This window comes from Pontibacter sp. E15-1, assembly GCF_022601975.1.
GTDB lineage: Bacteria > Bacteroidota > Bacteroidia > Cytophagales > Hymenobacteraceae > Pontibacter.
Genome location: NZ_JAKVIR010000013.1, coordinates 135,727 through 162,442 on the forward strand (window position 1 = coordinate 135,727; position 26,716 = coordinate 162,442).

Sequence of the window (26,716 nt, forward strand, 5' to 3'; positions counted from 1 at the left end):
AGGCCAGTATGGCTATGCCTGCCCGGAGGGGTGCGGAAAGTATACCCGGAACACGGATCCCTCGCCAACGGTGCTCTCCACCTCAATTTTGCCGCCTGCGTTCTCCATGATTTTCTTGACCATGTAAAGGCCGATCCCTGTACCTTCCACGTGGTCGTGCAGGCGCTTAAACATCTTGAAGAGCTTGTGCTCCCGGGTCAGGTCCATACCCAGGCCGTTGTCCTGCACCGAGAAAACCTGAAAGGAGGCGGTGGCATAGCAGCGCACCTGTATAAGCAGCGACCGCTCCGGGGCGTGGTACTTGAGGGCGTTGGAGAGCAGGTTGTAGACGATGCTGCGCAGGTTTTTCTCTGAGAAAGAGATGGTGGGGCATGCGCTCACGTCGATGTCCAGTTCTGCCTGCACTTCCTTAATCACAGGCACCAGGTCCGACTTTACGTCGGTTAACATGGTTTCGAGGCTAACCGGCTCCACCTGGGAGTTGTTTTCCTTCTGCAGCTTGGTGATTTCTGTCAGATGCTCTATGGTGCGCTTAAAGCGCTGCACCGAGCCCAAAATCAGGTCCATGGTGCGCTTCATCACTTCCGTTTGCAGCGTGTCGGGACCTAGTTGGTCCACCAGCGCCTCCATCAGCCCCTCAATATTAAGTATAGGTGCTTTCAGATCGTGCGAAGCGGTATAGATAAAGTTATCCAGGTCTACGTTGGTGCGGATGAGCTGCTCGTTTGAGGTGCCCAGGTTTGTGATGGACGACTGGAGCGCCGCGTTTGCGACCGTCAGTTCCTCGTTCAGCTGCTGGACTTGCTGGCGCGCGCGCACCTTTTCCGTGGCATCCAGGATAAAGGTCAGAATGCCCAACGTCTGGTTGCGCTCATCCATGAGCGGCTGATAAATAAAGTCTACGTACTGCTGCTCGGGCTTTCCCGTGGCAGCGTCATACAGCATGGCAGGCATCTCAACCCCGATAAAGGGCTCCCCTGATGTATATACCTTGTCCAGGAGATCAACGAAGCCCTGCTCCACAACTTCCGGGAACACCTCCGCCACCGTTCGCCCCACTTTTGTCCGGTTGCCGGACAGCTGCTGGTAGCTGGAGTTGAAAAAGGTATACCGGTGCTGCGGCCCGGTAAGGGTGGCGATGGAGGCGGGCACCTGCCCCAGAATGCGTTGCAGGAGGCTTTTTTGCTCCCGGAGCTTCTCGCGCTGGTTCTCGGTTTCCTGCAAGGCGGCTTCCAGCTGTTTGGTACGCTCCAGCACGCGGGCTTCTAGTTGCTGGTTGAGCTGCTGGACCTGCTTGCGGGCGGTTATCTGGGTGGTCACGTCGTAGGCAAATACCAGAATCCCGTCAATTTCGCCTTTCAGGTTGCGCGTGGCCTGGTATATAAAGTTATAGTAATTCTGACCCAGGGCACCGCCTGAGTTGTCGTGGTCCAGCGGCACCAGCATTTCGTGGGCATAGAAGCTTTCCCCGGTTCGGTACACCTTATCCAGATGCGCATAAAAGGGTTGCCCATCTAGTTCCGGCATGGCTTCGGCGATCGGCTTGCCCAACAGGGGCCGGTCTCCCACAAGCTGCTGGTAGGGCGGATTCACCAGTTTGAAAACATGATCAGGCCCTTCAAAAATACAAAACATCGCTGGCGCCTCCATAATCACGCGGTGGAACTTGTGGCGCTGGAGGTCGGCCTCGGCCAGGGCGGCTCTTTCGCGTTCCTGGCTTTCGCGCAGGGCAAGCTCTACCGAAGAGCGCTCGTGGTCGGCTGTGTCGGTAAAGCTCACAGCCAGGCCATTTCCGCTCCGGCGCGCCGCGATTTTGAAGAAGTTGTTGAGGCCGTCAAACTGATAGTCCACCTCGTGGCTGGCTGGCTTACCCGACAGAAAGGTATCCCGATAGAAGGAGAAAACACCTTTTTCAAGGGCATTTGGGTATAGCTGCAGAAAAGTTTTGTCGGGCCGCTCGGGCAGTTGCAGCATACGCTGGGCAGCCGCATTCACCAGAACGTATTCCAGGTCTGTTATCTCCCCGGATTTTGGGTCATATACCGGTTTAAACAAGAGAATGCCCGTAAGCGACACCTCCAGAATATTGTGTAACAGTGCTTCCGGTTGAAATGTATCTTCAGCGTCTATAGTAAAGGCAACCGTATCAGACATGCGAATATGATAAAAATAAGTAAGCTTGTAGTCAGGATGCCAAGATAGGCATACTGATTGAATTTTCCTGAAACAGGTTTCTTGTTGTCTCCGGCCAATTGCTACGCGAATCCCGTCAAAAAGTAAATTTCCAGGGGAAAAAGTCTCGTAAAGTGCTTCTGTGAAAACTTGGGGAAAAGGCAAAATCAGTGACTTGATGCCACACACAGCCATTGCTGTGCTTATACTACTCTCAATTAGAATTTGCACAGTCAAATTTGACGTTACGCAAGAGAGCCGCGCAGTTCGTAAAAGTCCCCCTTGGGGGTAGGGGCCCTCGACGAAGAAGGTGGCAGGGGGATGAGAGGCGGCCGGGAGTACCTTTCGTGCTCTTGCTTGATGAGAAACAGCTTCTAAAATATTTCACAGTAGACTCTACGCAGGGGGTGTCATCCCCCTAACCCCCTTCAAAGGGGGACGAATGAGGGCATGGCGTAACAGCAAGTAATAAACACTGCACGAAAATACTTTAATACGCTAAGAAGCTGTTTTAAAACCTATTCGAGAGCTATTTTAGAAACAGAGACTATAATCATAAAGGCCATTTCTGCGGCATTTAACCACTTTTAAGGATTTCTACTTTCCCGCTTGAATAGGTTTTAAAACAGCTTCTAAGTCCATTCGATATTGGTATTATCCTGCAGAAACCGGGTACAGGATGCAAGGCGTACAGCACGAAAAAACTGGATGGATTCGACCCTGGAACTCAGTTTTAGGGAAATCAGCAGCCTTTGTTTCGTTAAATCCGGCGCTGGCGATCAGGTATAAACCTAGCTGATCCGTTGCTGCCTCCGGCCATACCCCCTATGCGCCATTAGGTATAGAAAGCGGCATGTTGTAAAAGAAATCAGGCTACCGCAACTTAGTTTATTTATATCGGTATAAGTCATCCCCGGAAAAAGGTATCCATATGCAGGTGTTTTCTACCACATCAGACAGTAAAGAAGAACTGGCCAGCCTCAGTAAAAGGCTGATGGCGCTTGCGCTGGATGTGCTGCTCATCCTGGCTTTGGTCGGCATCGCGGACATGCTTACGTTTAGCAGCGATGACCAGGCGCTGCTGTTAAAGCCCGAGCGCCTGCTGCATCTGCTGCTGGGCTGGCTTTACTTTGCGGGTGCCGAGAGCTGCACCTGCCAGGGCACGCTGGGCAAGTACCTGCTTGGCTTGCGGGTGACTTCCGCCACGGGGCAGCGCATCGGTTTCAAGGCGGCCAGCGTGCGCTATTTCGCCAAGCCCATCACCCTCCTCACTGTCCTGCTGCGGTTCCTTTCCAACGGCACGCCCAACACGGGCATTCCCTTCCATGACGCCCTTTCGAAAAGCAGAGTCGTGTTACGGTAAGCTCGGTTTGTTGCCCTCGTAATCCAGCACTGTGATACTGAACATGGGATCGGCGTTAAAGTGCTTTTCTTTGATGCGCTTGTAAAGCAGTGCGCTCACCTGTGCCTTCACCTGCTCGGCTGTGCGGGAAGGGTTGCGGTTGTAGAGGTATAGCTCGCAGATGACGGGGTTCAGGTCGGGCAGCGTGCCGCGCGTGAAGCGCGCGTTTACCTCAATGGCCTCCACGTCCTCCATTTCGCTGAGCGCCTTATGCATGACCTCGGTGATCTGCGTGTTCAGGCTGGATTTCTGAAGTCCCGGCTGGCTGGAGAACTGCCAGTACAGAAGCCCCGCCAGCACCAGCACCGACACGCCCAAACTCAGCCGGAACACGTTCTCCTGCCCATCGGCGAAGCGCACTCCTTTCACCGTTACCTTGCCCATATACCGAAACACCAGCGCTGCCGACAGCTGTATACCCGCCAACTGCAGGATCAGCAGAAAAACGCCGCTCCGGATCAGCTGCCAGTTGCCAAAGTGGAGCGCCATCCCGATCAGGCCGGTGGGCGGGGCCAGCGAGGCCGCCACCAGCATCCCCACCGCCGCCCCGGACACGAGGCTGTCGCGCTCCGACTGAATGAGGTTTATACCCCCTGCCACACCCGCCACCAGGGGCAGCAGCACCGAAAGCTGAGAGACCTGGCTTACGGCCACCATCATCGGCGTGGCATGCTGCTGATCTACGAACAGCGAGAGCAGGTAGGCTACCAGCACGCCCGTGCCGATGGCCATGAAATAGCGCAGCAGACTGCGCTTCAGTAGCGCTGTTTTGCCGGAGGCTGCGGCTAGCGCGGCGTTCATGGCCGGGCCGGCGAAAGGGGCCACCAGCATGGCGGCCACCAGCAGATAGCTCGTGCCGGTATACAGGCCCACCCATACCAGTATGGCGCCAGCCACCGAGTACACCAGCAGGCCGGTTTTGGATCCCACGCTTTGCAAACCTCCCAGGAATATCTCGATTGGGCTGCGGTAGGTCACGTCTGTCACCTGGTCGGGGGCATCGCCCTGCGGCGGGTAGAGCGTGATAAAACCGCGGGGCGCCAGGTTGATCTCAGCGTCCTCGAGGTGATCTATACTGGCGATGAACTGGCTGACATTGCTGTTACTCAGGTATACCGTCACCAGGTCGGCAGTCACGGCCTCCTGCACGCTTATGTTTTTCCCGTTGAGCTCCCGGGCCTTCTCTTTCACTTCCGCTCCTTTTCCTGTTGGTACTTTTATGGTTAATTGGCGCATACAATTTCTGGCTTTAGCACTTCCTACGGCTCTGGCAAGCGTTGGTCTATCTGTAAAAGGAGCCGCCCCTGCGGCACAAGGCAACAGGGGCGGCTCCAAAACGGAAGGCAATGACAGCGCTTTTACTTGCTGGCTGCCCCAAAATGGCTCGTCTCCACGGTGGGTGCGCCTGTGGCGGGCACGGTCAGTTTAAAGAGAAAGTCGTAGGAGCTGTCGAGGATGGTAGGCACGGGTCGGTTCGCCCCAAAGGCCTCCACAATCGGCAGCACCGTGTTGGAGTGGCCCGCAATCACCACCGTCTCCCCCCGGTGCTTTTCCAGTATCTTTTCCTTCAGGCTATTAAAGTCGTGCGCCTCATACTCCTCCAGCGCCAGCTGACGGGCTTCGGCCAAGGGCTTCAGCGTGTTCTGGGTGCGGATGTACTTGGTAGTATACAGCGCCCCTACCTCCTGCCCCTGCAGCGTGGCGCGCAGGGCCTCGGCCCGCTCCACCCCTGCCGGGGTCAGGCCAGGGTCCTCGTTTTTTGGGTCAGAGACGTCTTTTTCGGCATGGCGCACCACATAGATCACGGTAGGGCTGGCGATTGCCCCCTGGCCCGACTCGGCCGCCATCGCCTCGTTTGCCGGGTTGCTGCGGCAGGCTACGCTGAGCATCAGCAGGAGCGCAAAGCACAGTTTTAAGAGTAGGTGTAATTTCATACGCATCGGTTGGTTGAGGTGGAGTGTTTCGGTTTGCAAGACAAGATACAAAAAGTTAATCTTTTAGTCTTGCTTGATTTGCCTCACAAACCTACCCTCGATTTTGCGCAGCAGGTATACCGACAGGATCAGCCAGAGCAGCCCCATTGCGTAGCCGGCCAGCACATCGGTGGCATAGTGCACTTTCAGGTAAACGCGGCTGTAGCCGATGAGCAGGAGCAGCAGGCTGAGCAGGATGGTAATCACCCAGCGCCATACCCGCGAGGCCACAGTTTGCCACACGATGTAGATGAGCAAGCCATAGAAGGAGCCCCCAATCATGGCGTGGCCACTGGGGAAACTGAGCCCCGACTGCTCCAGCAGGGCAATGGCCGGGCGTGGGCGCTCGAAATAGCGCTTCATGGCCTGGTTCAGCAGGGTGCTGGTCAGGGAGATCAGCAGCACCTTGAGGCCATACCAGCGCAGCCGCTCAAAAAAAGAGAACACCAACACCACCAGCGGGGGCACTACCATCAGGTACTCGGCGGAAGCGAAGAAAGAGATGACTTTCATTACCCGTGTGGTTTGGGGCGAGGCATGGCTGCTGGCAAACCGGAAAAGCATCTCGTCCAAAACGGTGTCGCGGGCCACAAACACGGTATTGGCCATAAACAGGAAAAGCAGCAGGCACCCGACAAAAGCCAGCCACAGCACGGCCGCCTCCACGGTGAGCAGGGCCAACAGGCGAAAAAACAATTTAGTCAGGCGCTCCATCTTTCAGAGAGAGTGTACGCACCGCTGGCCGCGCCCGTTTATAGCGCGTCGCTTTCCTGGCCCCAAGCCTGAGGGCAGGGCGTTACCGGAACCGGATGGTGAACCGGTGCTGCCCCTCTTCATAGCCATAATCAGGCACCCAGGCGTGCATCCTGCAGATCTCGAACACGATGGCCAGGCCAAGGCCAGTGGTTTCGGGGCGGGCATGGCTCCGCTTGAAACGGTCGAACAGCTGCCCGGGCGGGAAATCAAGCGGCTCCCCGGAGTTGGTGACCGTGAAGCCCCCGGCTGACAGGGTGGCCGTTGCCATACCGTCCTGGGGTGTATACCGCAACGCGTTCGACAGCAGGTTTGAGACCAGCACCCCGCTCAGGTACTGCTGCGCAGCCAGCTCCACGGGCATCAGGTCTACCTCCAGCAGGATGCCGCGCATGGCAAAAAGCTCCCCCATCAGGTCCACGTGCTCCTGCACCACCGCGCTAAAATCCACCGGTTGGATGTCCTGGAAGGCGCGGTTATCCAGCTTGGCCAGCAGCAGCAGGTTTTTGTTCATGCGCGTAAGCCGGTCTACGCCCACCTTGGCATGCACAATGTGCTCCGACATCTCTTCGCTCATGGGGTACTGGGCCAGCCTGTCCAGCTTCGACCGGATGATGGCCAGGGGCGTCTGGATCTCGTGCGAGGCGTTCTCGGTAAACTCCCGCAGCGCCCTATACTCTTGCCGGCTGCGGGTGGCCATTTCCTCCAGCACCTCCTTCAGCTCGCTGAACTCCCGGATACCCGTGTCGTGGAGCTGCAGCGGTGCCGCCGCACTGACCGAGAACCCCTGCAGCCGCCGGAGGTTCTCGAAGAAAGGGTGCCAGATGGTTCTGGTCAGGAAATAGTTAATGGCGGCCCCGGCGATGCCCAGGAGCAGCCCCATCAGCAAAAAAACCACCAGTATGGTGGTATAGTACTGGCTCCAGCCCATGTATGCGTCCATGACCGTGATCTTGAAAAACCTGCCATTGACGGGGTGCACGTCCGTGTAATAGTAGTAGTCCTCGGCGCTGCGCTGCACCTGGTCATACACCAGCGTGTCGCCGAAAACCCTTTTGCGCGTGGCGGCTTCGGGCGGCACCTCCACAATGGTGGTGAGCGGGATGTGCGAATGCTCCCCTGCCGCCAGGTCTTCGGCGATGAGCTCTGCCTGCAGGGCCAGTTCCTCCTCCATCTCGTCGCGCACGCTCGCCTGCAGGATGAGGAACAGCGCGAACCCCGCCAGCAGCAGGATCAGGGCGGTGGCGGCAACGTAGAGGCGGGTTGTCTTCTGCAGCAGGGTCATGGGGTGGCCCATTTATACCCCATCCCATACACGGTTTTGATATAGTCGTGGCCGGTGGCGCTGGTGAGCTTCTTGCGCAGGTTCTTTATCTGCAGGTACACAAAGTTGTAGTTGTCGGTCATGTCGTAGCTGTCGCCCCACAGGTGCTCGGCAATGGACTGGTGGCTGAGCATGCGCTTTCGGTTCACCACAAAGTAGAGCAGCAGTTCATACTCCTTTTTGGTCAGGGTGAGCTCCTGCCCGTTTACGGAGGCCACCTTGGCCGCCGTGTCTATGTGGAGGGCGTCGTCCACCTGCATCACCTCGTGGCCGTGGTAGCTTTTGCGCCGGATCAGCGCGTTGATGCGGGCGTTGAGCTCCTCCAGGTGGAAGGGCTTGGTGATGTAGTCGTCGGCCCCTAGGTTCAGGCCCGTGAGCTTGTCGTGCAGCGAGTCTTTGGCCGACACGATGAGCACCCCCGCCTCAGAGCCCCGGCGCTTGAGTTGCTTCAGCAGCTCAAGCCCGTTGCCGTCGGGCAGCGTAATATCCAGCACCACGGCATCGTAGTGGTAGAGCATAATTTTTTCCTGGGCGGAGGAAAAGGTAGTGGCGTGCTCACACAGAAAGCCGTGTTCTGCCATGTAATTTTCTATTTCGCCCAATAAAAGCGGCTCGTCCTCGATAATAAGCAATTTCATCTTAACTTTATTCAAAACAGCAGGGTATAGGCAATATACTCTTGCTGAGGGGTATGGGCAAGTATAGGTAAAAAACCCGGATGTTGCGCTGCCCTGGTGGCATGTGGCAGAAAGTACAGATTTTCTACAGATTCTGCACCTTATATTTACAGCCGGCCTGCACACGGCCAGGGTATACCCCACCGGCTTGTGCACGGCCTGGAAGCCGGAACAGAGAAGCTTGCGAACGTGCGGCTTGGCAGACCGGTTAACTTTTTAAGTGACGTATGGCAAAGAGGCTTAGGGTTTTAGTAACTGGCAGCGCTGGCTTTATAGGCCACCACCTGGCACTGGCATTGCAGGAGTTGGGCTGCACGGTGGTGGGGCTCGATGCCATCCTGTCGTACTACGACCCCATGCTGAAGTATGGGCGCCTGGCCCTGCAGGGCTTTGAGCGGCACGACATCCGCTACAACCAGCTGCTGGGCAGCAACCTAAAGGAGGGCCTTTCCTTCATTCACCTTGACCTGACCGACGAGCTTGCCCTGAACAGGCTTTTTGAGGAGCAGCGTTTCGACGTGGTGGTGAACCTAGCAGCACAGGCTGGCGTGCGCTACAGCATGGACCATCCGCAGTCATACGTGACCAGCAACCTCGTTGGCTTCGCCAATGTGCTGGAGAGCTGCCGGCAGCACCACATCAAGCACCTCCTGTTCGCCTCCTCCAGCTCGGTGTATGGCCTCAACCAGGAGACGCCTTTCAAAACCAGCATGAAGACGGACCAGCCCATCTCGTTTTATGCCGCCACCAAGAAAGCGAACGAGGTAATGGCCCACAGCTACGCGCACCTATACCAGATTCCGATGACGGGGCTTAGGTTTTTTACCGTGTATGGCCCCTGGGGCAGGCCCGACATGGCCTACTACAGCTTTACCAAGGCGATCCTGGCGGGCACCCCGATCAAAGTGTTCAACAACGGAAACATGCACCGCGACTTCACTTTTATCGACGACGTGGTGCGCAGCATCGTGAAGCTGATCGACGTGCTGCCAGCGCCCGCCCCGACAGCCCCGTATAAAATCTACAACATCGGCAACAGCCAGCCAGAGCACCTGCTGGAGCTGATCGCAACCATTGAGCGGCTGCTCGGCAAGAAGGCGATCATTGACCTGCACCCGATGCAACCCGGCGACGTGGAGGCCACTTTCGCGGATGTGGAAGACCTGAAGGCCGCTGCCGATTTTCACCCTGACACCCCGCTCGCGGAAGGTCTGGCCCAATTTGTAGCGTGGTATCTGGCTTACCATGGCAAACAGGCGAAAAACGCGATGAACGCCTCTGACTGAACTATTTACACAGGCACGGGTTAAATACAAAAACAAGCCCGCGTGCCGCACCCTGCTTTTACCCGAATTAAATTATACCATATCGTAATCCTGCTTTCATGGCAACGACTGACACCACGCTCACCATCATTGTCCCCGTTTACAACGAGGAAGGCTGCCTGACCCGCTTCTGCGAGTCGATGGACGCTTTTTTGCAACAGGCCCCGGTGCCCACGCAGGTACTGTTCGTGAACGACGGCTCCACCGACAGCAGCCTGGGCCAGATACGGGAAATCTGCCACAGCAAACCGGGCTACAGCTTCATCTCCCTGGACCGGAATAGGGGCCTGAGCACCGCCATCAAAGCCGGCATCGACCACATCCAGACCACCCACATCGGGTATATCGACTCCGACCTGCAGACCTCGCCCCTGGATTTCCTGCTGTTTTTTGAGTTTCTGCCCGCCTACCAGATGGTTATCGGCATCAGGGCCCGCCGCAAGGACACCTTTGTGAAGAAAATGTCGTCGAAGATCGCCAATGGCTTTAGGCGGCGCATGATCAACGACGGGATAAAAGACACGGGCTGCCCACTCAAGATCATGGATACGGCATATGCCAAGCGCGTTCCTTTTTTCGACGGCATGCACCGCTTCCTGCCTGCCCTGATCCAATTGCAGGGCGGCAGGGTGAAGCAGCTGCCGGTGCAGCACTTCGAGCGCTTTGCCGGGTACTCCAAGTATCACCTCTTCAACCGCCTCTGGGGGCCCTTAAACGACACGTTTGCCTTCAGGTGGATGCGCAAGCGCTACATCAACTACCAGATTGCCGAGGCTTTCGAGAACCAGCCTGTTTCGAATGGACGTATCTGAGTTGTTGATATATGGGGTCGGGCTACTGGCGCAGGTCCTTTTCTCGGCCCGTATCCTGATCCAGTGGATCATGTCGGAGAAGGCGGGAAAGGTGCTCTCGCCTGCCTCGTTCTGGACTACCAGCCTTATTGCCTCCATCCTGCTGATGGTGTATGGCGCGCTCCGCAACGACATCGTCATCATCGGGGGGCAGGTGATTTCTTATTTCATCTACCTGCGCAACATCAAGCTCAAAAACATGTGGGACGCGCTGGCACCGCCCGTGCGCTGGGGAGCCGTGGCCTTTCCGTTTCTGGCGGCGGGCTGGCTGCTCTGGAGCGAGCAGTATAGCTTCAGTTACATCATGGAGCACAGCAAGATCTCCGGGGCGCTGATTGCCTGGGGAGGGGCCGGGCAGCTGGTCTTCACGCTGCGCTTCGTCTACCAGTGGTACTACTCGGAGCGGGCGCAGGAGTCGGTTATACCCAACGGGTTCTGGGTCATCAGCCTGGTGGGCAGCCTCATGATCATCTCCTACGCCGTCCTCCGCCTCGACCCCGTGCTTTTCCTGGGGCAGATCTTTGGCGTGGTGGCCTATAGCCGCAATTTCATGATCGGGTTGCGCGAGGCGCAGCCGCAACAACACTCCACTACCAACTAAACCCATGCTAGAATCTGATCGCCTGCGCAGTAGCCAGCTGCTGTATGGCCTGCTGTTCGTGTTCTTTTTGCTGCTGCTCTACAATGCCGGAGGCTGGGGCGTGATTGAGACCAGCGAGGCCCGCTACGCTGAGATCAGCCGCGAGATGCTGCGCAGCGGCGACTGGCTGCACCCGCGACTGCTTGGCATCCAGCACTTCCATAAGCCGCCCGTTACCTATATGCTTTCTGCTTTCGGGATGGAGCTTTTTGGGGTAAACCCCTTCGGGGCGAGGTTTTTCCTGCAGGTCTCGCTGGTGCTGCAGGCCCTGCTGGTCTACCTGATCGGCCAGCTGCTTTTCCGGAACAGCAAGCAGGCGCTGATTGCCGTGGTGGTCTACATCACGATGCCCGCCGTCCTGATCTCGGCCCGCAACCTCACCACCGACTCCTTCCTGACCACCTTTGAGCTGGCGGCCATCTGGGCCTGGCTGAGGTATAAAAGCCGGTATGCCGCTGGCTGGCTATACCTCTTTTACCTGCTGCTGGCCATCGCTTTCCTCACCAAAGGACCGGTGGGGCTGATCTTCCCGGCGCTGGTGGCCATTGGCTATCAGAAACCAGCTGTGTCGGGCTATACAAAGGGGAGAAACGCATGGCACCACCTGCCAGCTGTGCTGCTGTTTCTGCTGGTCGGGGCGTCGTGGTATGGCTACCTTATCTGGGAAGACCCGAAATTCTTTGACTACTTTTTTCTGAAGCACACGGTGCAGCGCTATGCCAACCCCGAGGCGTTCGGCCGGTCTAAGCCGTGGTGGTTTTACATTGTGCTGGCCCCGGCGCTGAGTCTGCCGTGGGCAGCCATTCTGGCGGTGCAGTATAAAAAGTTACGTGAGCCTTCTTTGCCTCAGAAAAGGCTGTTTATCCTTTGGCTACTGTTGCCGCTCGTGTTTTTCTCCTTCTCCAGTTCCAAGCTCATCTTATACATCCTGCCGCTGTTTGCCGGTATGGCGCTGCTGATGGCCTGGCTCCTGACGAACCTGGCCCCGAAAGCCGTTAAAAAAGCCGCCGCCGGCAGTCTGGTGTTCTTTGCCGTGCTAGCCGTCGCCCTTCTGGTGGCTCCTGTGCTGCCTGTGGGCATACGTCTGCCCTGGGCGGCCTTGCTATACCCTGTCCTGATGCTGGCGATTCTTTTCCTGCTCTGGCGCTCCGATGCTCTGCCGCTCAATAAACTCCTGCTGAGCAGCCTCGCATTCACGCTACTGCTCCTGCCCTACTCTACGCACCTGCTGGGCAACAACCCCGGCATGACCAACGGAAGCACGCACATCGCAAACTTGATCACGGCCAGGAAACTGCAGGACCGCAACATCCTGGTATATGACAAGCTGCTGCCCTCTCTTGCCTTCGAGCTCGACAAGCAGCTGATCACGCTCCACAACAAAAACAACGACTTAGTGCGCGAAACGCAGTTTGAGCGTGACGAAGCCTGGCGCTCGCTGCTGCTGGAACTCGGCCAGCCCGACGACCTGACACGCGTGAAGGCGCTGCTGGAGCGGCAACCGGTACTGGTGGTGCGCAACGAACTACCGCCTGAACAGGCCTGGATGGCGCGTTACTTCCAGCATAAGCAAAAAGTTGGCAAGTGGGTGGTGTATTATTGATGTAAACGCGGGACGTATAATACTGAATGAGAAAACGATGCAGTGCTTTTTAAAAACCTTGGCCTTACTTACGCTAGCACACCTGAGTCCTCCCGGGTACTTTAAAAGCCTGATAAGACTACTCTGATGCCCGCCCTGTAAAACGCGGGCGTGCTAATGTTCTATTCGATTAACTTGAACTTTATACCACCCCTGATTTCACAGCAAAGGAGATAAGTGCCGGAGTGCTTCTGCAACCCGTTTTGCGCAGGATGTTCCTTCGGTGCGTCTGCACCGTGCTCTTGCTTATAAAAAGCTGTTCTCCTATTTCTTCGCTCTTATAGCCCTGGGCAAGTAATAACAGCACCTCTATTTCCCTTGCAGAAAGCAAGTTGTGAGCAGGAAGGCATACTTTTTCAACAGGAACGATGGTGTAGGAGGGCTCCCCATTGAGGCCAATGAAGGAGAGCACAGGGGCGCCACCCTGCTTCAGATGAGAAATGTCCGTATGAGTGCCAAGGGTGCGCAGCACATGCCCCTGCTCATCAAACTGTATGGTGACCACCTGCTGTAGAATCCGGATATACTCCCCGTTCTTTTTTCTGATGCGGTAGTCATAGCGGACTTTGTAGTTCGGTATCTGCTCCAAGGTCAACCCGGAGAAAAACTCCCCGACTTTTTTCTCACAGGACAGAAACCAGTACTGATCTTCTGGATGTATAATACTCATTATAAATGCAACGTCTACCTCTTCAGGCGCATACCCTAGCACGGAAGTCACCTCTGCACTCACCAGGTCGAAGGAAAAGGCCCTTACATTGAGTATAAAATAGTAATACTCTCCTACCTGAAAGAAGGAAAGAAGCCGTTTATGCAGCTCGAGCTCAAATTTGGTGTTCTCTGCAGTAACGGCTCCTCCGTTCCCATTCCTCTCAGAAATTACTTTCCAGATTCTTTGCGCTTGTTCATTTATAGCTGGCTTCATTTGCTTTTGACTTTTAAGTGCAGCCCACAACTCTAATGGTTTGCCTGCAGCAAGTGCACCCGATAGATAGGACAGTAAATAGTTGTGATAGAATCACTTACGTAGATTCTAAAAATGAGGCGCTCACCGAAAACCTAATATTTCAACGCTTGCCCAATGGAAGATCTGTCACCCGAATTCGCTTTGGGTTGACCTTACCTCAAGATACAGCAGTGCGTGTTGCACGCCCCATTAAATATAGCCGTAATCTGGGCTAAAACTCCCTATACTTCTTCAGGGATAAAAGCTTCATTATAAGTAGTTTAACTTAAAGCCATCCCTAAGTCAACGTTAATGATGAGATCCCTATAACCGGTATAAAACAGAAATCCCCCTGCACCAAAATGCAGGGGGATTTCTGTTTTACGGACAGCCGGCGATTTAAGCGTCAGTCATCGTCTGGAAAGGCCCGAAAACACAAAAGCCAGTCCGAGGACTGGCTTTTGCTAATTGTTGTAGTGCGCACGGGGAGATTCGAACTCCCACACCCGAAGGCACAGGCTTCTGAGACCTGCACGTCTACCAGTTTCGCCACGTGCGCGAAACTCAATTTGTTACTGCGTAACACCCAAAAACGCTAAACCCTAGTCGTTGGTTGGGATTGCAAAGGTAAGCGGTAGTTTTATATATGCAATACCCCCTCTAAAAAAAATCAGCCGGTCAGACTACTGTTTCCTCCTCCACAACCGGGTTAAGCTCCTTTTTGGACAGTCTCTCGATGCGGCGCAGGGTATAAATACCGATGATAACCCACAGAAAGCCAGCAGAAAAACCAGCCAGCACATCGGTGGCGTAATGCACCCGCAGGTATATCCGGCTAAAGCCGATCAGGAGCACAAAAATCATTAAAAAAGCCACAAAAATATTTCGCCACCGCTTCGGTTGCACATTGTGCCACACCAGGTAGATGATCAGGCCATAAAACGAGGCCGCCACCATGGAGTGCCCGCTCGGGAAGCTGAGGCCAGAGGCCTCTACCAACGGCATCAGGGGGCGGGGCCGGTCGAAGAAGAACTTGAGCACCATGTTGAGGGTAATGCTGCCCAGCGCGATAACCGGCACTTTGAGCGAATACCACCTGTGCTTGCGCACAAACAGGAAATACGCCACCAACAGCAGCGCCGCCGGCGTCAGGAACTGCCGGGAAGCGAAGAAGGTGATTCCCTTGATGAAGATGTCTAAGGAAGGATTTGCGATTTCCCCGGCAAAGCCAAAGGCCGCCTCGTCAATGTTCAAGGTCTCCCCCTGCATGATTTCTGCACCGAGGTACAGAAAGCCAATGATGCAGATCAGGAAAAGCAGCCACACAAAAATAAGCTCTATCGTAAATAGTGCGGCCCCAGCCACTGCTTTCTTATAGATTCGTCGGATCATACGTGCGTTTTCTAAATTCTTCTGCGGTGTACGCGTACCAATGTTGCTCCTTTCCTACGTAATCAGGATACGTCAAGGTCATATACCTGTTTAATCCATACCCTTTCCTCCATGCAAGACAGCATCCGGCTATTTGTGGCAGCCCTCCTGCCCGAGGCGCTGAAAACGCAGCTTGAAGAACAGCTAGCGCCTTTCCGGCACCCTTCCGTACGGTTTGTGCCCAGCTCCAATCTGCACCTCACGCTCTACTTTATCGGTAACGTGCCCGTGCAGCAACTCAGTGCCTTTCAGGAAAAAATACAGGAGGTGGCCGCGCGGCACGCTCCCTTCACCCTGAACTATGCGTGCACCGAGCCCGGGCCAAACCAGAGGCGACCCCGGTTGGTGTGGGCCCGGTTCGAAGCGCACGAGGCCTTCAGCGCCCTGAGTGACGAGCTGACCACGGCCTTGGCCACGCACCCCCCAAAGCGGCGCAAGGCCATACCCCACGTCACGCTGGCGCGTTTCCGGAAAGACGTCCCGTTGCCAGAGGTTCTGCCAATCGTGCGGGCAGAGGCACCGTTGGCGCTCGGGGTGCAGGAAGTGGCGCTGTGGCAGTCGGAGCTGGCCTCGCCGCACCCGGTCTATTCTGTGCTCAAAACTTTCCGGCTGGGCTAAACCCGCCACCGCCAGACACAGTATGATAAGCACTGTGCCAAAACCTGAACCAACACCTATATGAACCAAACAGAGCTGACCAAACTGACGATGGACCTGAAAGACAAAGAACTGACCGTGGCCTTTGCGGAGAGCTGCACGGCGGGCCTGCTTTCCTCTGAGTTCGTGAAAGCCAAAGGAAGCAGCCAGGTGCTGCTCGGGAGCCTGGTGGTATACCAACCCGAAGTAAAGCACAAGCTGTTGGGCGTGCGCAAAGAGACGCTGGAGCTATACACGGCCGAGTCGCAGCAGGTGACCAACGAGATGGTGATGGGCCTGAAAAAGCAGCTGGACGCCGACATCTGCATTGCCACCACCGGCCTGGCCGGAGAGGGCGGCTCTGAGACGGCGGAAAAACCTGTGGGCACCATGTTCGTGTCTTTCCTGTATGACGGCAAGGCCGAGGAGTTCCGGGAGGTTTTCGAGGGAAGCGCCGAGAGCATCCGGAAGGAACTGGTCGACTACATTTTCCGGAAGCTGCGCGGCGTTCTGGACGAGCACTATGCCCGCTGATGCGTACCTTTGCATCGAACCTCATACCAACCTTTTGCCCTACCTCCCCGACAGCGGCTTCGACCGCGTAGCCCCGTTCTATGACCGCCTGGCCCACGTGGTGTATGGCCGAGCCCTGGAGCAGGCGCAACAGGCCCTGATGCCATACCTCCCCAGGAAAGGCCGTGTGCTGGTGATTGGCGGGGGCAGTGGCTGGGTGCTGGGGCAGTTGCTGCAAACAGGCAGGCAACTGGAGATTCTATACCTCGACGCCTCCCCTGCCATGCTGCGACGCGCAAAAAAACGCTACCGACGCTACCAACCGGCACATCCGTGCACCGTTTCCTTCCGGCTGGGCACCGAGCACAGCCTGCAGCCGCACGAGCAGTTCGAGGCCGTGCTCACCCCTTTTCTCTTAGACCTGTTTCCGCCCCCACGGCTTCAACAACTGATGGCCAGGCTGGCGAGCGCCCTCGTGCCGGATGGCAGCTGGCTCTTCGCCGATTTCTGGCCGCTGCAACAGCCCCCACCGCGCTGGCAGCGGCTGTTGCTCCGAAGCATGTATGGCTTTTTCGGGCTGGTAAGTGGCGTGCAGGCAAAACAACTCCCGGCATATGGTGCGCACTTCAGGGCCCTTGGTTTTGAGGAAACGCACAGCAGCAGTTTTTTCAAGGGGATGGTACAGGCTAAGGTTTTCCGGAGAAAGGCATCCGCGCAACTTACTGACCGGGATAAGAAAGGGTGATACCAGCTCCATCAATACAAAAGTTTTTGCGGGCTCTCACGCACAACTTGCTGGTCAGATGATGTAATCATAGCCGTTTTATATTTTAGCGTGAACTGGGGAATATCGCGGTTATTTCTAAACTGGAACAGCATTGTTGCCATAGCTTGCTTTGCGCTCCACGCCTGGGGTAGGGGCCCTTCTTAAGCTAGGGCGCGTTTTCCCGCTCGGCACTGTGTAGTTGAAGCTGCCTTCGCTCTGCTCAGGCTGCCTCACTGCGTTCGGCACCGCAACACCTACAAGGTACCTCCCGGAAAAACTGGGAATCATTTTGCTTTGTTCTGATAGCAGAATATCCTCACTAGCAAGAAACTTCATTTTGAAGTTATTTAAACTACCGTAATTCCCGGGTCACGTTACTTTAAAACAAACGGCAATCTCTTCAGTTGGCGGCATTGGGGCCAGGGCGCTGTAATATGCTTCTCTCCTGCTTACTGCCCAGGCCATGCAAAATTGCACCATACCGGCACAAACAGTATATTTATGCCACGACTGATCCTTTCTACTCACACATGAAGCACAACATCTTCGGCCTGCTCGGCCTTGCAGCAACGCTTTTGCTGGCACACACCGCGCAGGCGCAGCAGCAAACTGCCTATACCCTCTCCTTCCCCAACGCCGTGCACCACGAGGCCGAGATACAGGCCACCTTCTCGGAGGTGAAACAGGACACCCTTCACGTATGGATGGCGCGCACCTCGCCGGGGCGGTATGCCATCCATGAGTTCGCGAAGAACGTGTACAACGTGCGGGCCACCGATGCGCAGGGCAAGCCGTTGCATGTTGTTCGCACTGCCACCAACACGTGGGGCGTGACAGGCGCCCACGGCACCGTGAACCTAAGCTATACCCTGTTTGCCGACCATGCCGACGGCACTTACGCCGGGGTAGATGAAACGCACGCGCACCTGAACATGCCTGCCACGCTCCTGTATGCCCGAGGTTATGAGCAGTCGCCGGCCTTTGTCACGTTTAGCCTCCTGGAGGGGAAAAACTGGAAAGTGGCCACCCAACTGAAACCAGAGCAGGGCAATACCTTCTCCGCCCCAAACCTCCAGTACCTGATGGACAGCCCCGCTGAGTTGAGTGACTTTGACCTGGCCGAGTGGACCATCCAGGAAAACAGCACAGCGAAGACCATCCGGATGGCCCTGCACCACCAGAGCATGAAGGAAATGTTTCAGCTGTATGTGGACAAGGTGAAAAAGATTGTGGCCGAGCAGCAGGCCATTTTCGGGGAGTTGCCAGCCTATGACTATGGCACCTATACCTTTATCGGGTGCTACATGCCCCAGGCTGTGGGCGATGGCATGGAGCACCGCAACTCCACGATCCTGACCAGCGCCAACCCGCTGGAGGCCTCCATGGACCGCCTGCTCAACACGGTGTCGCATGAGTATTTCCACGCGTGGAACGTGGAGCGCATCCGGCCGAAGAGCCTGGAGCCTTTTGACTTTCAGGAGGCCAACATGTCGGAGGCGCTTTGGCTGGCCGAGGGCTTCACAAGCTACTACGGCGACCTGGTGATGGCCCGCAGCGGGATTTTCGACCTCCGGAAATATGCCTCCGACCTGGCCGGTGACCTGAACTACGTGCTGCTCTCGCCGGGGCGGCAGTACCACAGTCTGCAGGAGATGAGCATGCAGGCCCCCTTTGTGGATGCCGCCCGCTCCGTGGACCCCGTAAACCGCCACAACACCTTTATCTCGTACTATACCTACGGCAGCATGACGGGACTGGCCCTGGACATGACGCTTCGCCAGAAGCACAGCAAGACGCTGGACGACTTTATGCGGGCGCTCTGGCTCAAGTACGGCAAGCCGGAGAAGCCCTATACCCTGCCCGACCTGGAAGAAACGCTGGCCGAGGTATCCGGCGACAAGGCATGGGCCAGCCAGTTTTTCAGGGAAAGCGTGTATGGCAGCCAACTGCCTGATTTCGCTCCGTTGCTGGTGAAGGCCGGGTTAGCGTTGCGGAAAGCCAGGCCTGGCGTGGCTACGATCAGCATGGTTTCGTTGGAATACGACAAAGCAGGCGCTGTTATCTCGGACGGAACCGCTGTGAACACGGGGGCTTACGCGGCCGGGCTCGACAGAGGCGACCGGATTCTGACACTGGACGGCAAAAAGATCCGGAAGGAGAAAAACCTGCAGAAGGTGCTGCATAAGCATAAGCCCGGCGACAGCATCCCGGTGACTTACCTGCGCCTGGGTCGCCCACGTGCTGCCACGCTGGTGCTGGACGAGGTGCCGACGCTGGAGGTAGTGCTGTATGAGAGCATCGGCAAGCAGCTGACACCCGAGATGCAGCAATACCGTCAGGAGTGGCTGGGCACCAAGGTCCGGTAGCGGCCTCGCAACAAATGCCGGGTAGGCGCGTTCTGAAACCAGCTGCGCGATCCTTTGATTTGAGCAACTTTCCGCGTAACTTTAGTATATACAAGACACTCAGCAATTTCACGTGAAAAACATAGCTAAGATAATCGGGGCGATATGCCTGCTCTGGACAAGCAGCCACGCCATGGCCCAGGACACAAAGCCTAGCCTGGATGCAGCGCCAGCGCCTGTGCTTACCGACATGCCTGCCAGCAGGGTGGCCGCTCAGGCCGCCGAAGCCGACACAAAAGAAAAACCCGCCTGGACCGGACCGCGCCTGAGCTACAGCCTGGCCACTGGCATGAGCTTCAGCAGTGGGTATGGCAGCAGCCAGTTCATCACCCCGTCGGTGCGCTACCAGGTGAGCAGCAGGTTTCGGGTTACTGCCGGCCTGACGTATCAGAATTTCTCGGCCTATACCACCAATGCTACCACTCCGGAGGGCACCACGGTGCTGTACCGCAATGGCGGCGGAAGCCAGTATCTGGCCAGCGTAGGCGTGGATTACCTGGCCACCGACCGGCTGATCCTGAGCGGAAACATCTGGCGGGATTTCTCCAATATGCCTGCCCAGTCTTTGCACTACAACGGCCTCTATAGCCCGGGGCGCATGGGCGCTGACCTGCGCGCCACCTACAAAATCACAGACAACCTCTCGGTAACCGGCGGGCTGCGCTATACCAACGGCGCGTCGCCGTACGGCAACCCCTACTATAACTCTGGCTTCGGGAGCTATGGCCCCGGCGGCTTCGGATACTAAGCCGTTTTCTGTTGCCCCTTTTCTGAAAGCAGCTGGGTCAGGTGCCGCTGTCCGCTTTTCCTGTTGCTGAAATCTCCCTCACGCTCCGCACTTTTCCAGTTCTGTGTGCGCCTGTTGTACTGTAAAGGCCGTTACGGCATCTGAGGCGCGCAATCTATACGCGCATGCACATAATGTTCTAACCTTGAGCAGCGTTTCAGGGTTAATACAACAGAAAACAAACAGCATACAACTTTGCAGCATACCAGTAAAATTCGCCACGTCAAAAACGAGCGCCTCGAAACCATTAAGCCCGATTACCGGGGCAACAAGACCATCAAGGGCCGCTTTGCAAACGGCGACGAGCTTTATACCCCTGATCTAAGTAACGTTGTCCGGTGGCAACTTAGCCGGAACCCGCAGCGCGAGGAGAAAAAGGACGATGCCTATGTGCCCGATGTCATCCACGGCTCCGATTTCATCCACTCGGACAAGGACATGGTGGTATGGCTGGGCCACGCCAGCTTTTTTATCCGGCTGGGCGGCATCACCTTCCTAACAGACCCTGTTTTCTACGACGTGCCGCCGCTCTCGCGCAGGGTGGGGCTGCCCTGCCCGCCCGAGCAGCTCCGCGATATCAGCTTTCTGCTGCTCTCGCACGGGCACCGCGACCACCTCGACAAAAAATCCATCCGCACCCTCTTCCAGCACAACCCGCAACTCAAGGCGCTTGCCCCCCTCCGGGCCGGGAAAATCCTGCGCAGCATCAATCCGCAGTTGCCCTACCAGGAAGCGGGCTGGTACCAGAAATATGACCTGGTGCCCGGCGGCGGGGTAGAGGTATACTTTATGCCCGCCTCCCACTGGCACCGGCGCGGCGTGCTCGACATGAACAAAGTGCTCTGGGGAAGCTTCGTGCTGAAAACACCTACCGTGAGCCTTTTCTTTGCCGGAGACTCTGCCCTCGGGCCGCATTTTGAGGAGATAGAGGAGCTGTTTGGGCCGATGGATGTCTGCATTATGCCCGTTGGGGCGTACAAGCCCGCGTTTCTGATGGCCAAAAGCCACATGAACCCCCACGAGGCCGTGAAAGCCTATAACCTGATGCATGGCGGCACCTTCCTGCCCATGCACTACGGCACCTTCGACCTGTCTGATGAGCCGCCGGGCGAGCCAGTGCGCCTGTTGCGGCAGATTGCCGCCGGGGGGATGTTGCAGGGCCTGAAGATTCCTGCCATCGGGGAGCCTTTCCTGTTGCAGGACTTGCAGTAAAGGCAGCACATGGGTGCATTAATTTGCTATATTTGTCTACTTGACCTGAGCGCGCGCTTAAATTCCGACTTTGGAAGCGAAATTAAACACGCGCTAAACAGCGAGCTCACGAACCCTAGCAATTGCCATGTCTCCAACCCTTATCATTGGCCTGATCGTCGCCTACTTTTTTGTGCTCATCTTCATCTCCTACCTCACCAGCAAGAATACCGACTCTGAGACGTTCTTCCTGGCCAACCGCAAGTCGCCCTGGTATGTGGTGGCCTTTGGTATGATCGGCACCTCGCTTTCGGGCGTTACCTTTGTGTCGATTCCGGGGATGGTGCAGAAGGCGCAGTTTTCGTACCTGCAGCTGGTGCTGGGCTACCTGCTGGGCTACCTCGTGATCGCCACGGTGCTGATGCCGCTGTACTACCGCCTCAACCTCGTCTCGATTTATACCTACCTGGAGCAGCGCTTCGGCTACTGGTCGTACAAAACCGGGGCGGGTTTCTTTCTGCTCTCACGCACGCTGGGGGCCGCTATCCGCCTGTTTCTGGTGGCGGGCGTGCTGCAACTGGCTGTGTTTGACGATCTGGGTGTGCCCTTCGCTGTCTCCGTGATCATCACGATCGCGCTCATCTGGGTTTATACCTTCCGGGGGGGTATGAAAACGATCATCTGGACAGACACCTTCCAGACCACCGCCATGCTGCTGGCCGTTGGCACCAGTATCTGGCTGATTTCGGACGAGCTGAACCTGGGCTTCCAGAGCATGGTAACCACCATTAGCGAGAGCGACTACTCGCAGGTGTTTTTCTGGGATGTGAAGGACAGCCGGTATTTTCTGAAGCAGTTTTTCTCCGGCGCTTTTATCGCCATCGTGATGACGGGGCTGGACCAGGACATGATGCAGAAGAACCTGAGCTGCAAGAATATCGGCGAAGCCCAGAAGAACATGTTCTGGTTCAGCATCATCCTGGTGTTCGTCAATATCCTGTTCCTCTCGCTAGGGGCCCTGCTCTACCTCTACGCCAACGCGAAGGGTATTGCCCTGCCTGCCAAAGGCGATGATCTGTTTCCGTTCCTGGCCCTGGGATATTTCCCGCATGTGGTGGGCGTGGTGTTCATCCTGGGCATCATCGCGATAACGTACGCCTCCGCCGACTCCGCCCTGACGGCCCTCACCACCTCGTTCTGCGTGGATTTCCTCAACTTTAAAGACCGGAGCGAGCACGAGCGGGTGCGGCTGCGCTACATCGTGCACGTGGGGTTCTCGGTGCTGCTAGTGCTGGTGATCCTGGCCTTCGACGTGCTGAACAGCGACAACGTGGTGACGGCCGTGTTTAAGGTGGCTGGCTATACCTATGGTCCGTTGCTGGGTCTTTACAGCTTCGGTTTATATACCAAGCGCGCCGTCCGCGACAGGTTTGTGCCCGGCATTTGTCTCATTGCCCCCATGCTTACTTATATCATCAGCTATAACTCCGTCGACTGGTTTTGGGGGTATGAGTTCGGGTTTGAGGTGCTCATCCTCAACGGCTTCCTGACGTTTATGGGCCTGATTGCGGTATCGTCGGGCAAGGTGGGGGAACTGGAGCTGGCGCAGCAGTAAGTAATGTGAGGGACGCACGTATCAAGACACACGATAAATTTATATCAATCAGGACTTTCGCAAAGCTGCCCTTGTTGCGTCTTTTAACCAACAAGTTGTTGGTTAAAAGACGCAACAAGGGCAGGCTACAGACTGCGTTTGCTCCGTGTTTCGATTAGATGCGAAAGTCCTGTCATATTCAAAGTGCTTCGTTTGTGCTACACCACTGGCAAAACTATACTTTGCATTTAGGAGGATGCGAACATTGGCACGTGCGCTGTATGGGTTAGCCAAACTGTATGAGCAGCGCTAAATTATTTCAGTAATGTGCCGATGTCCTCCATCATTTGTTCAATTTCGAGTTGAAGCGTGCCATTGTAAATCCCCCGTATCCTTTTCGATTGGTCGATTAGCAAAACATGCTCGGTATGTAAGAACTCGGTGCTGTCTTTGGTGAAGCCCAAATCTTCTTCGGCAAAGTATGACGTTCTGGCAAGGGTGTAGATCTCCGATTTGTTTCCTGTAAGCAAATGCCAGTTGGGGGATACAATTTCGTTCGCCTCAGCGTAGTCATTCAAACGGCTTACCGTGTCAATCCAGGGCGTTACGCTGTACGATAGTATGACAACATCAGGGTTATCACCAAACTTTTCCTGCACCAGCTTCATATGCTGCATCATGACCGGGCAAATGCTCCCGCAACTGGTGAATATGAAATTAGCAACGTGTACCTTTCCCGCTATGGTTTGCTCTGTGACAGTCTGGCCGTGCTGGTTGGTGAGGGAAAAGGGGCTGATGACATGCTCAATTTTCTGTGCCGCTTCATCCCCGTCAGAAATAAACTGTGGGGTGAAATCCGGGGTATTGTAGTACGGCAGCGCCTTGGCTTTCTCTTGGGGCGAGCAGGAAATCAACAAAGCACACAGCAGCAGGCTACTTGCTAAAGACACTATCCGATACATTAACGCAGTTTTTGGTGCCCAGCAAGCCATACCGCCTGCCATTTTCGATAATATAGTTTGCTCTGATCTTTCCGTTGTCATACCATAATTGTTGAGGGCCTTCTTCGTGGCCATTCTTGTAGTGCATGGCCTTCACCAACCGGCCTTCCTCGTTCCACTCCTTGCAGCTACCTTCATACTCATCGTCCTTGAAAAAATAATGCAGCTGCTTTTCTCCGTTCTCCCACCAGGCGATGTATTCCCCAGTCTTTTGGCCCTGTTCGAAAAAGCGCTTTTCCCTGAGTTGCCCTGAAGGATAAAATTTCTTCCACTCCCCATGCTCCCTCCCATTCTGGTAGCTGGCAAGCTCGGCCGTATCCGCTAAGGATTCAAAAAGGGTATACAGCCTCCCGCTGAAAGGCTTTCCGTCAACAAGCAGCACTCCATTGTCAATGCGTAGCGGTCCCGCATTCTTGTCCAGTAACACTGTGGGGCTTTTAGCCAAGTTCTCTGACGGGTTCTGCGTGCATCCCCAAACCAGAACAGCTAAGAGCAGTGCCGTAACGCTATTGCGTAACCGTGCCTGGCGTGCCATAGAATCCGCTTCCGTTGATGTAAGGATCTGCATCGGTGATGTGGTAATGGTATATACCCTCAGGGTAATCTTCAGTGGCGTGGGTATGGCCGTGGTAGGCATCCAGCATAGCATTAGTAACGGCTGCTCCGTTCTCTACAGGGCCATACACCGGAAAACCATCCAGCAGAAAGCCTAACAGAGATGACTTCGTGGCTTTTACAGTGGTGAGGTAGATCGGCTCGAGGTGGTAATGGTAATTACTGTTCGCAGTTGGATGCCCTGAGTACTGGTCAAAACTCTGAAACTCGTTTGTTAAGGGTTGGTTAGGCCCGGCATACTGGTTGTAAAACGGCACACCATTGAGTGAAACCCCAATAGCACCCAACGGCGTGGCGGCATGCGAGGCGGCAACTTCGGGGTATAAGGGTATCTTGAAGGTATAATTGAAAGAGCCAATGGTGTTCGGGTTCTTCCTGAACGTGTACGTAGTGCCAGCATAGGTAGTACTGCCGCTGAAATTCTCGTACAGGCTGCTTGTGCTAGGATAATAGACACTTTTGTGGTCGGGTGCGCCGGTTGTTTTGATGATGACATAGGTGCCATCAGTCGTAATGCTGCTCGCGCCATATAACTTCTTATACACTTCCGGGACTTCCTCATTGGCGGGTGCAAAATCAGCGCTATCCTTACAGGATATGATGAAGAGTAGCATAACAAAATTCAGAAATAGCATGGTGTTCTTTAAAGGGTTCATTGATTTCATTGAAGTTGCAGTTTTTCAGTTCGAATGGCATTCAGTGCAGTACTTGCCTCAGAAGATAACGTAGTGGAGAACAAATTGCTGGTTTCAAACGGATTGACGCTTAGATCATAGAAATATTCGTTTCCGTTAGTCAGGTGGATAAGTTTATACCTGCTGTCGCGCATGGTCCAGCCCTCCCCTCCGTCACCCGCACCAAAAAGCTCGCTGTACGCATACTTCCTTTGAGACGCATTTGGCTCCCCAAACAAAGATTTGAGCGAGTAGCTATCATGAATCTGGTTCACGCCGGCACCGGCTACATCTGCAATCGTGGCATACAGATCCGTTCCGTTTACAAGCGAATGATCCGTTGTGTTCTGGCGGGCAACTCCATACCCACTTACAATCATGGGTGCGTTTATACCTCCCTGCCACAAAGAGCCCTTAGAGGTATAGGATGCGGAGGGAGCCTGCGCCACCTGCGTGCCTGTGCCATTGTCGCCAACAAAAATGATGAGCGTGTTCTTTTTCTGCTCCTCGGTAAGGCTATGGAAGAACCTGCCCAACTCAGTATCCATAGCTTCGATGGCAGCCAGATAATATGGCAGCTTGTTGCTGTGGATGGTGGCGGCATCATCGGCAAGGGTTTTATCGGATATGAGGTGTAAGGGCGGGCGGTGAAAAGGAGTATGTGGCGCGTTCAGGGCTAAGGTCAAAAACCATGGCTTCTGCTGTTCCTCAACCCATCGCATGGCATCGTCTATAAAGTATGTAGTCGCGTAGGTGGTGACAGTAGTCTGTTGGCCGTTGGAGGTTTTTGTCCAGTTGTAATAGCTTGGCACCGTACCCGTGAAAATCCCTGAATAATAACCAACGCCAAATTGTTCAGGCGCAGCTAACTGCGTGTTGTTGCTCATGTGCCATTTTCCGATGACAGCCGTGGCATACTGGTTGCCTGTTTTGTCGTTGATGAATTTTTGCAGCAGCGTTTCGGATGAATTCAGTCCTCCGGTTTTACCTCCTATAGCCGAGCCAACGCCGGTGCGAAAGCCATACTTGCCCGTGAAAATGCTGGCTCGTGTAGGTGAGCACTCCGGGTTTACCCACAAATTAGTAAAGGTAATGCCGCTTTGCGCCAAAGAATCCAATACGGGCGTCTTTGCTTTCTGTCCGTTCGTGCCTGGGTATTTCCCGAAAGCATCCCAACCCATATCATCGGCAATAATTAACACGACATTTGGTGTATCAAGGGCAGTTGGGCTAACAGGGGCGTCCTCATTGCAGGAAACGGAGCAAAGCAAAAGCATGAGGATTGCAGCTGCTGCCATGTGTTTTATCATGTATGGGTAAGTTTAATTAGTCGCTCCTTAGCAAGTCCCAATACCTAAACTAAACAATCTTAAACTGAGCAATCGGCAGCGCCCAAAA

24 protein-coding genes and 1 tRNA gene are annotated in these 26,716 nt (G+C 55.4%); 12 read left to right on the top strand and 13 right to left on the bottom strand.

Annotation, left to right across the window (positions count from 1 at the left end; genetic code table 11):
- Positions 1-12: 12 nt before the first annotated feature.
- Positions 13-2,154 (bottom strand): ATP-binding protein, encoded by a 2,142-nt coding sequence (locus MKJ04_RS10930; protein WP_241641675.1) that lies wholly within the window; start codon positions 2,152-2,154, stop codon positions 13-15.
- Positions 2,155-3,103: 949 nt separating this feature from the next.
- Between MKJ04_RS10930 and MKJ04_RS10935 the strand changes: the two genes are divergently transcribed.
- On the top strand, positions 3,104-3,535 hold the full coding sequence (locus MKJ04_RS10935) for an RDD family protein (RefSeq protein WP_241641676.1): 432 nt from the start codon (positions 3,104-3,106) through the stop codon (positions 3,533-3,535).
- Here the strand turns inward: MKJ04_RS10935 and MKJ04_RS10940 are convergent.
- From MKJ04_RS10940 to MKJ04_RS10960, 5 genes are all read right to left on the bottom strand, one after another.
- The gene (locus MKJ04_RS10940) at positions 3,527-4,810 is read right to left on the bottom strand and encodes a DUF389 domain-containing protein (RefSeq protein WP_241641677.1); all 1,284 of its coding nucleotides are present in this window, start codon (positions 4,808-4,810) and stop codon (positions 3,527-3,529) included. The two genes, MKJ04_RS10935 and MKJ04_RS10940, sit on opposite strands and share 9 nt — an antisense overlap.
- A 122-nt stretch (positions 4,811-4,932) precedes the next feature.
- A complete protein-coding gene (locus MKJ04_RS10945) occupies positions 4,933-5,508 on the bottom strand; it encodes a SixA phosphatase family protein (protein WP_241641678.1) in 576 nt (191 codons plus the stop codon).
- Positions 5,509-5,571: 63 nt separating this feature from the next.
- Entirely contained in the window at positions 5,572-6,261 is a 690-nt protein-coding gene (locus tag MKJ04_RS10950) for a phosphatase PAP2 family protein (protein WP_241641679.1), read from the bottom strand.
- Positions 6,262-6,343: 82 nt separating this feature from the next.
- Positions 6,344-7,585, bottom strand: coding sequence for a sensor histidine kinase (locus MKJ04_RS10955; protein ID WP_241641680.1), 1,242 nt, complete (start codon positions 7,583-7,585; stop codon positions 6,344-6,346).
- Positions 7,582-8,262 (bottom strand): response regulator transcription factor, encoded by a 681-nt coding sequence (locus MKJ04_RS10960; protein ID WP_241641681.1) that lies wholly within the window; start codon positions 8,260-8,262, stop codon positions 7,582-7,584. Before MKJ04_RS10960 ends, MKJ04_RS10955 begins: the two co-directional genes overlap by 4 nt.
- 266 nt (positions 8,263-8,528) lie before the next feature.
- Here MKJ04_RS10960 and MKJ04_RS10965 point away from each other — a divergent pair, with 266 nt between their 5' ends.
- The 4 genes from MKJ04_RS10965 to MKJ04_RS10980 all read left to right on the top strand — a co-directional run bounded on the left by MKJ04_RS10965 (position 8,529) and on the right by MKJ04_RS10980 (position 12,720).
- On the top strand, positions 8,529-9,587 hold the full coding sequence (locus MKJ04_RS10965; protein ID WP_241641682.1) for an NAD-dependent epimerase/dehydratase family protein: 1,059 nt from the start codon (positions 8,529-8,531) through the stop codon (positions 9,585-9,587).
- 98 nt (positions 9,588-9,685) lie between these two features.
- Positions 9,686-10,438 (top strand): glycosyltransferase, encoded by a 753-nt coding sequence (locus MKJ04_RS10970; protein ID WP_241641683.1) that lies wholly within the window; start codon positions 9,686-9,688, stop codon positions 10,436-10,438.
- Positions 10,425-11,078, top strand: a complete 654-nt coding sequence (locus MKJ04_RS10975) for a lipid-A-disaccharide synthase N-terminal domain-containing protein (RefSeq protein ID WP_241641684.1) — start codon at positions 10,425-10,427, stop codon at positions 11,076-11,078. Before MKJ04_RS10970 ends, MKJ04_RS10975 begins: the two co-directional genes overlap by 14 nt.
- Before the next feature lie 4 nt (positions 11,079-11,082).
- Complete coding sequence (locus MKJ04_RS10980; RefSeq protein ID WP_241641685.1) at positions 11,083-12,720, top strand: ArnT family glycosyltransferase; 1,638 nt, start codon at positions 11,083-11,085, stop codon at positions 12,718-12,720.
- Positions 12,721-12,901: 181 nt separating this feature from the next.
- Here MKJ04_RS10980 and MKJ04_RS22780 read toward each other — a convergent pair whose 3' ends face one another.
- From MKJ04_RS22780 to MKJ04_RS11000, 3 genes are all read right to left on the bottom strand, one after another.
- Positions 12,902-13,684, bottom strand: coding sequence for a LuxR C-terminal-related transcriptional regulator (locus MKJ04_RS22780; protein WP_262918074.1), 783 nt, complete (start codon positions 13,682-13,684; stop codon positions 12,902-12,904).
- Positions 13,685-14,182: 498 nt separating this feature from the next.
- A tRNA-Leu gene (locus tag MKJ04_RS10995) sits at positions 14,183-14,264 on the bottom strand.
- Positions 14,265-14,383: 119 nt separating this feature from the next.
- Positions 14,384-15,097: a phosphatase PAP2 family protein gene (locus MKJ04_RS11000; protein ID WP_241641686.1), complete on the bottom strand. Its 714-nt coding sequence runs from the start codon at positions 15,095-15,097 to the stop codon at positions 14,384-14,386.
- Positions 15,098-15,208: 111 nt separating this feature from the next.
- Here MKJ04_RS11000 and thpR point away from each other — a divergent pair, with 111 nt between their 5' ends.
- From thpR to MKJ04_RS11035, 7 genes are all read left to right on the top strand, one after another.
- Positions 15,209-15,754: an RNA 2',3'-cyclic phosphodiesterase gene (gene thpR, locus MKJ04_RS11005; RefSeq protein ID WP_241641687.1), complete on the top strand. Its 546-nt coding sequence runs from the start codon at positions 15,209-15,211 to the stop codon at positions 15,752-15,754.
- A 60-nt stretch (positions 15,755-15,814) separates the two neighbouring features.
- Positions 15,815-16,306: a CinA family protein gene (locus MKJ04_RS11010; RefSeq protein ID WP_241641688.1), complete on the top strand. Its 492-nt coding sequence runs from the start codon at positions 15,815-15,817 to the stop codon at positions 16,304-16,306.
- Positions 16,307-16,340: 34 nt separating this feature from the next.
- Entirely contained in the window at positions 16,341-17,030 is a 690-nt protein-coding gene (locus MKJ04_RS11015) for a class I SAM-dependent methyltransferase (RefSeq protein ID WP_241641689.1), read from the top strand.
- Positions 17,031-17,581: 551 nt separating this feature from the next.
- Positions 17,582-19,417, top strand: coding sequence for a M61 family metallopeptidase (locus MKJ04_RS11020; RefSeq protein WP_241641690.1), 1,836 nt, complete (start codon positions 17,582-17,584; stop codon positions 19,415-19,417).
- Between the two features lie 112 nt (positions 19,418-19,529).
- Positions 19,530-20,204 carry a hypothetical protein gene (locus tag MKJ04_RS11025; RefSeq protein WP_241641691.1) on the top strand — a complete coding sequence of 225 codons (675 nt, stop codon included), beginning with the start codon at positions 19,530-19,532 and terminating at the stop codon, positions 20,202-20,204.
- A gap of 234 nt (positions 20,205-20,438) precedes the next feature.
- Positions 20,439-21,455, top strand: coding sequence for an MBL fold metallo-hydrolase (locus MKJ04_RS11030; protein ID WP_241641692.1), 1,017 nt, complete (start codon positions 20,439-20,441; stop codon positions 21,453-21,455).
- Between the two features lie 127 nt (positions 21,456-21,582).
- Positions 21,583-23,049 carry a sodium:solute symporter gene (locus tag MKJ04_RS11035; protein ID WP_241641693.1) on the top strand — a complete coding sequence of 489 codons (1,467 nt, stop codon included), beginning with the start codon at positions 21,583-21,585 and terminating at the stop codon, positions 23,047-23,049.
- 293 nt (positions 23,050-23,342) lie between these two features.
- On the opposite strand, the gene MKJ04_RS11040 is transcribed toward MKJ04_RS11035, so the two are convergent.
- The 4 genes from MKJ04_RS11040 to MKJ04_RS11055 form a co-directional block, all read right to left on the bottom strand.
- The gene (locus MKJ04_RS11040) at positions 23,343-23,990 is read right to left on the bottom strand and encodes an SCO family protein (protein WP_241641694.1); all 648 of its coding nucleotides are present in this window, start codon (positions 23,988-23,990) and stop codon (positions 23,343-23,345) included.
- Entirely contained in the window at positions 23,962-24,474 is a 513-nt protein-coding gene (locus MKJ04_RS11045) for a toxin-antitoxin system YwqK family antitoxin (RefSeq protein WP_241641695.1), read from the bottom strand. Before MKJ04_RS11045 ends, MKJ04_RS11040 begins: the two co-directional genes overlap by 29 nt.
- A gap of 61 nt (positions 24,475-24,535) precedes the next feature.
- Positions 24,536-25,279 (bottom strand): YHYH protein, encoded by a 744-nt coding sequence (locus tag MKJ04_RS11050; protein WP_410896822.1) that lies wholly within the window; start codon positions 25,277-25,279, stop codon positions 24,536-24,538.
- A gap of 26 nt (positions 25,280-25,305) precedes the next feature.
- A complete protein-coding gene (locus MKJ04_RS11055; RefSeq protein WP_241641696.1) occupies positions 25,306-26,616 on the bottom strand; it encodes a sulfatase-like hydrolase/transferase in 1,311 nt (436 codons plus the stop codon).
- Positions 26,617-26,716: the final 100 nt, after the last annotated feature.

What these genes read in the sequence shown, in the direction of transcription:
- MKJ04_RS11055 (WP_241641696.1), bottom strand. Translation starts at nt 26,616, where the DNA reads ATGGCAGCAGCTGCAATCCTCATGCTTTTGCTTTGCTCCGTTTCCTGC.
- MKJ04_RS10960 (WP_241641681.1), bottom strand. Translation starts at nt 8,262, where the DNA reads ATGAAATTGCTTATTATCGAGGACGAGCCGCTTTTATTGGGCGAAATA.
- MKJ04_RS11020 (WP_241641690.1), top strand. Translation starts at nt 17,582, where the DNA reads ATGAAGCACAACATCTTCGGCCTGCTCGGCCTTGCAGCAACGCTTTTG.
- MKJ04_RS10965 (WP_241641682.1), top strand. Translation starts at nt 8,529, where the DNA reads ATGGCAAAGAGGCTTAGGGTTTTAGTAACTGGCAGCGCTGGCTTTATA.
- MKJ04_RS11035 (WP_241641693.1), top strand. Translation starts at nt 21,583, where the DNA reads ATGTCTCCAACCCTTATCATTGGCCTGATCGTCGCCTACTTTTTTGTG.
- thpR (WP_241641687.1), top strand. Translation starts at nt 15,209, where the DNA reads ATGCAAGACAGCATCCGGCTATTTGTGGCAGCCCTCCTGCCCGAGGCG.
- MKJ04_RS10945 (WP_241641678.1), bottom strand. Translation starts at nt 5,508, where the DNA reads ATGAAATTACACCTACTCTTAAAACTGTGCTTTGCGCTCCTGCTGATG.
- MKJ04_RS10955 (WP_241641680.1), bottom strand. Translation starts at nt 7,585, where the DNA reads ATGACCCTGCTGCAGAAGACAACCCGCCTCTACGTTGCCGCCACCGCC.
- MKJ04_RS10940 (WP_241641677.1), bottom strand. Translation starts at nt 4,810, where the DNA reads ATGCGCCAATTAACCATAAAAGTACCAACAGGAAAAGGAGCGGAAGTG.
- MKJ04_RS10970 (WP_241641683.1), top strand. Translation starts at nt 9,686, where the DNA reads ATGGCAACGACTGACACCACGCTCACCATCATTGTCCCCGTTTACAAC.
- MKJ04_RS10975 (WP_241641684.1), top strand. Translation starts at nt 10,425, where the DNA reads ATGGACGTATCTGAGTTGTTGATATATGGGGTCGGGCTACTGGCGCAG.
- MKJ04_RS11010 (WP_241641688.1), top strand. Translation starts at nt 15,815, where the DNA reads ATGAACCAAACAGAGCTGACCAAACTGACGATGGACCTGAAAGACAAA.
- MKJ04_RS10935 (WP_241641676.1), top strand. Translation starts at nt 3,104, where the DNA reads ATGCAGGTGTTTTCTACCACATCAGACAGTAAAGAAGAACTGGCCAGC.
- MKJ04_RS10950 (WP_241641679.1), bottom strand. Translation starts at nt 6,261, where the DNA reads ATGGAGCGCCTGACTAAATTGTTTTTTCGCCTGTTGGCCCTGCTCACC.
- MKJ04_RS10930 (WP_241641675.1), bottom strand. Translation starts at nt 2,154, where the DNA reads ATGTCTGATACGGTTGCCTTTACTATAGACGCTGAAGATACATTTCAA.
- MKJ04_RS10980 (WP_241641685.1), top strand. Translation starts at nt 11,083, where the DNA reads ATGCTAGAATCTGATCGCCTGCGCAGTAGCCAGCTGCTGTATGGCCTG.
- MKJ04_RS11000 (WP_241641686.1), bottom strand. Translation starts at nt 15,097, where the DNA reads ATGATCCGACGAATCTATAAGAAAGCAGTGGCTGGGGCCGCACTATTT.
- MKJ04_RS11050 (WP_410896822.1), bottom strand. Translation starts at nt 25,279, where the DNA reads ATGCTATTTCTGAATTTTGTTATGCTACTCTTCATCATATCCTGTAAG.
- MKJ04_RS22780 (WP_262918074.1), bottom strand. Translation starts at nt 13,684, where the DNA reads ATGAAGCCAGCTATAAATGAACAAGCGCAAAGAATCTGGAAAGTAATT.
- MKJ04_RS11040 (WP_241641694.1), bottom strand. Translation starts at nt 23,990, where the DNA reads ATGTATCGGATAGTGTCTTTAGCAAGTAGCCTGCTGCTGTGTGCTTTG.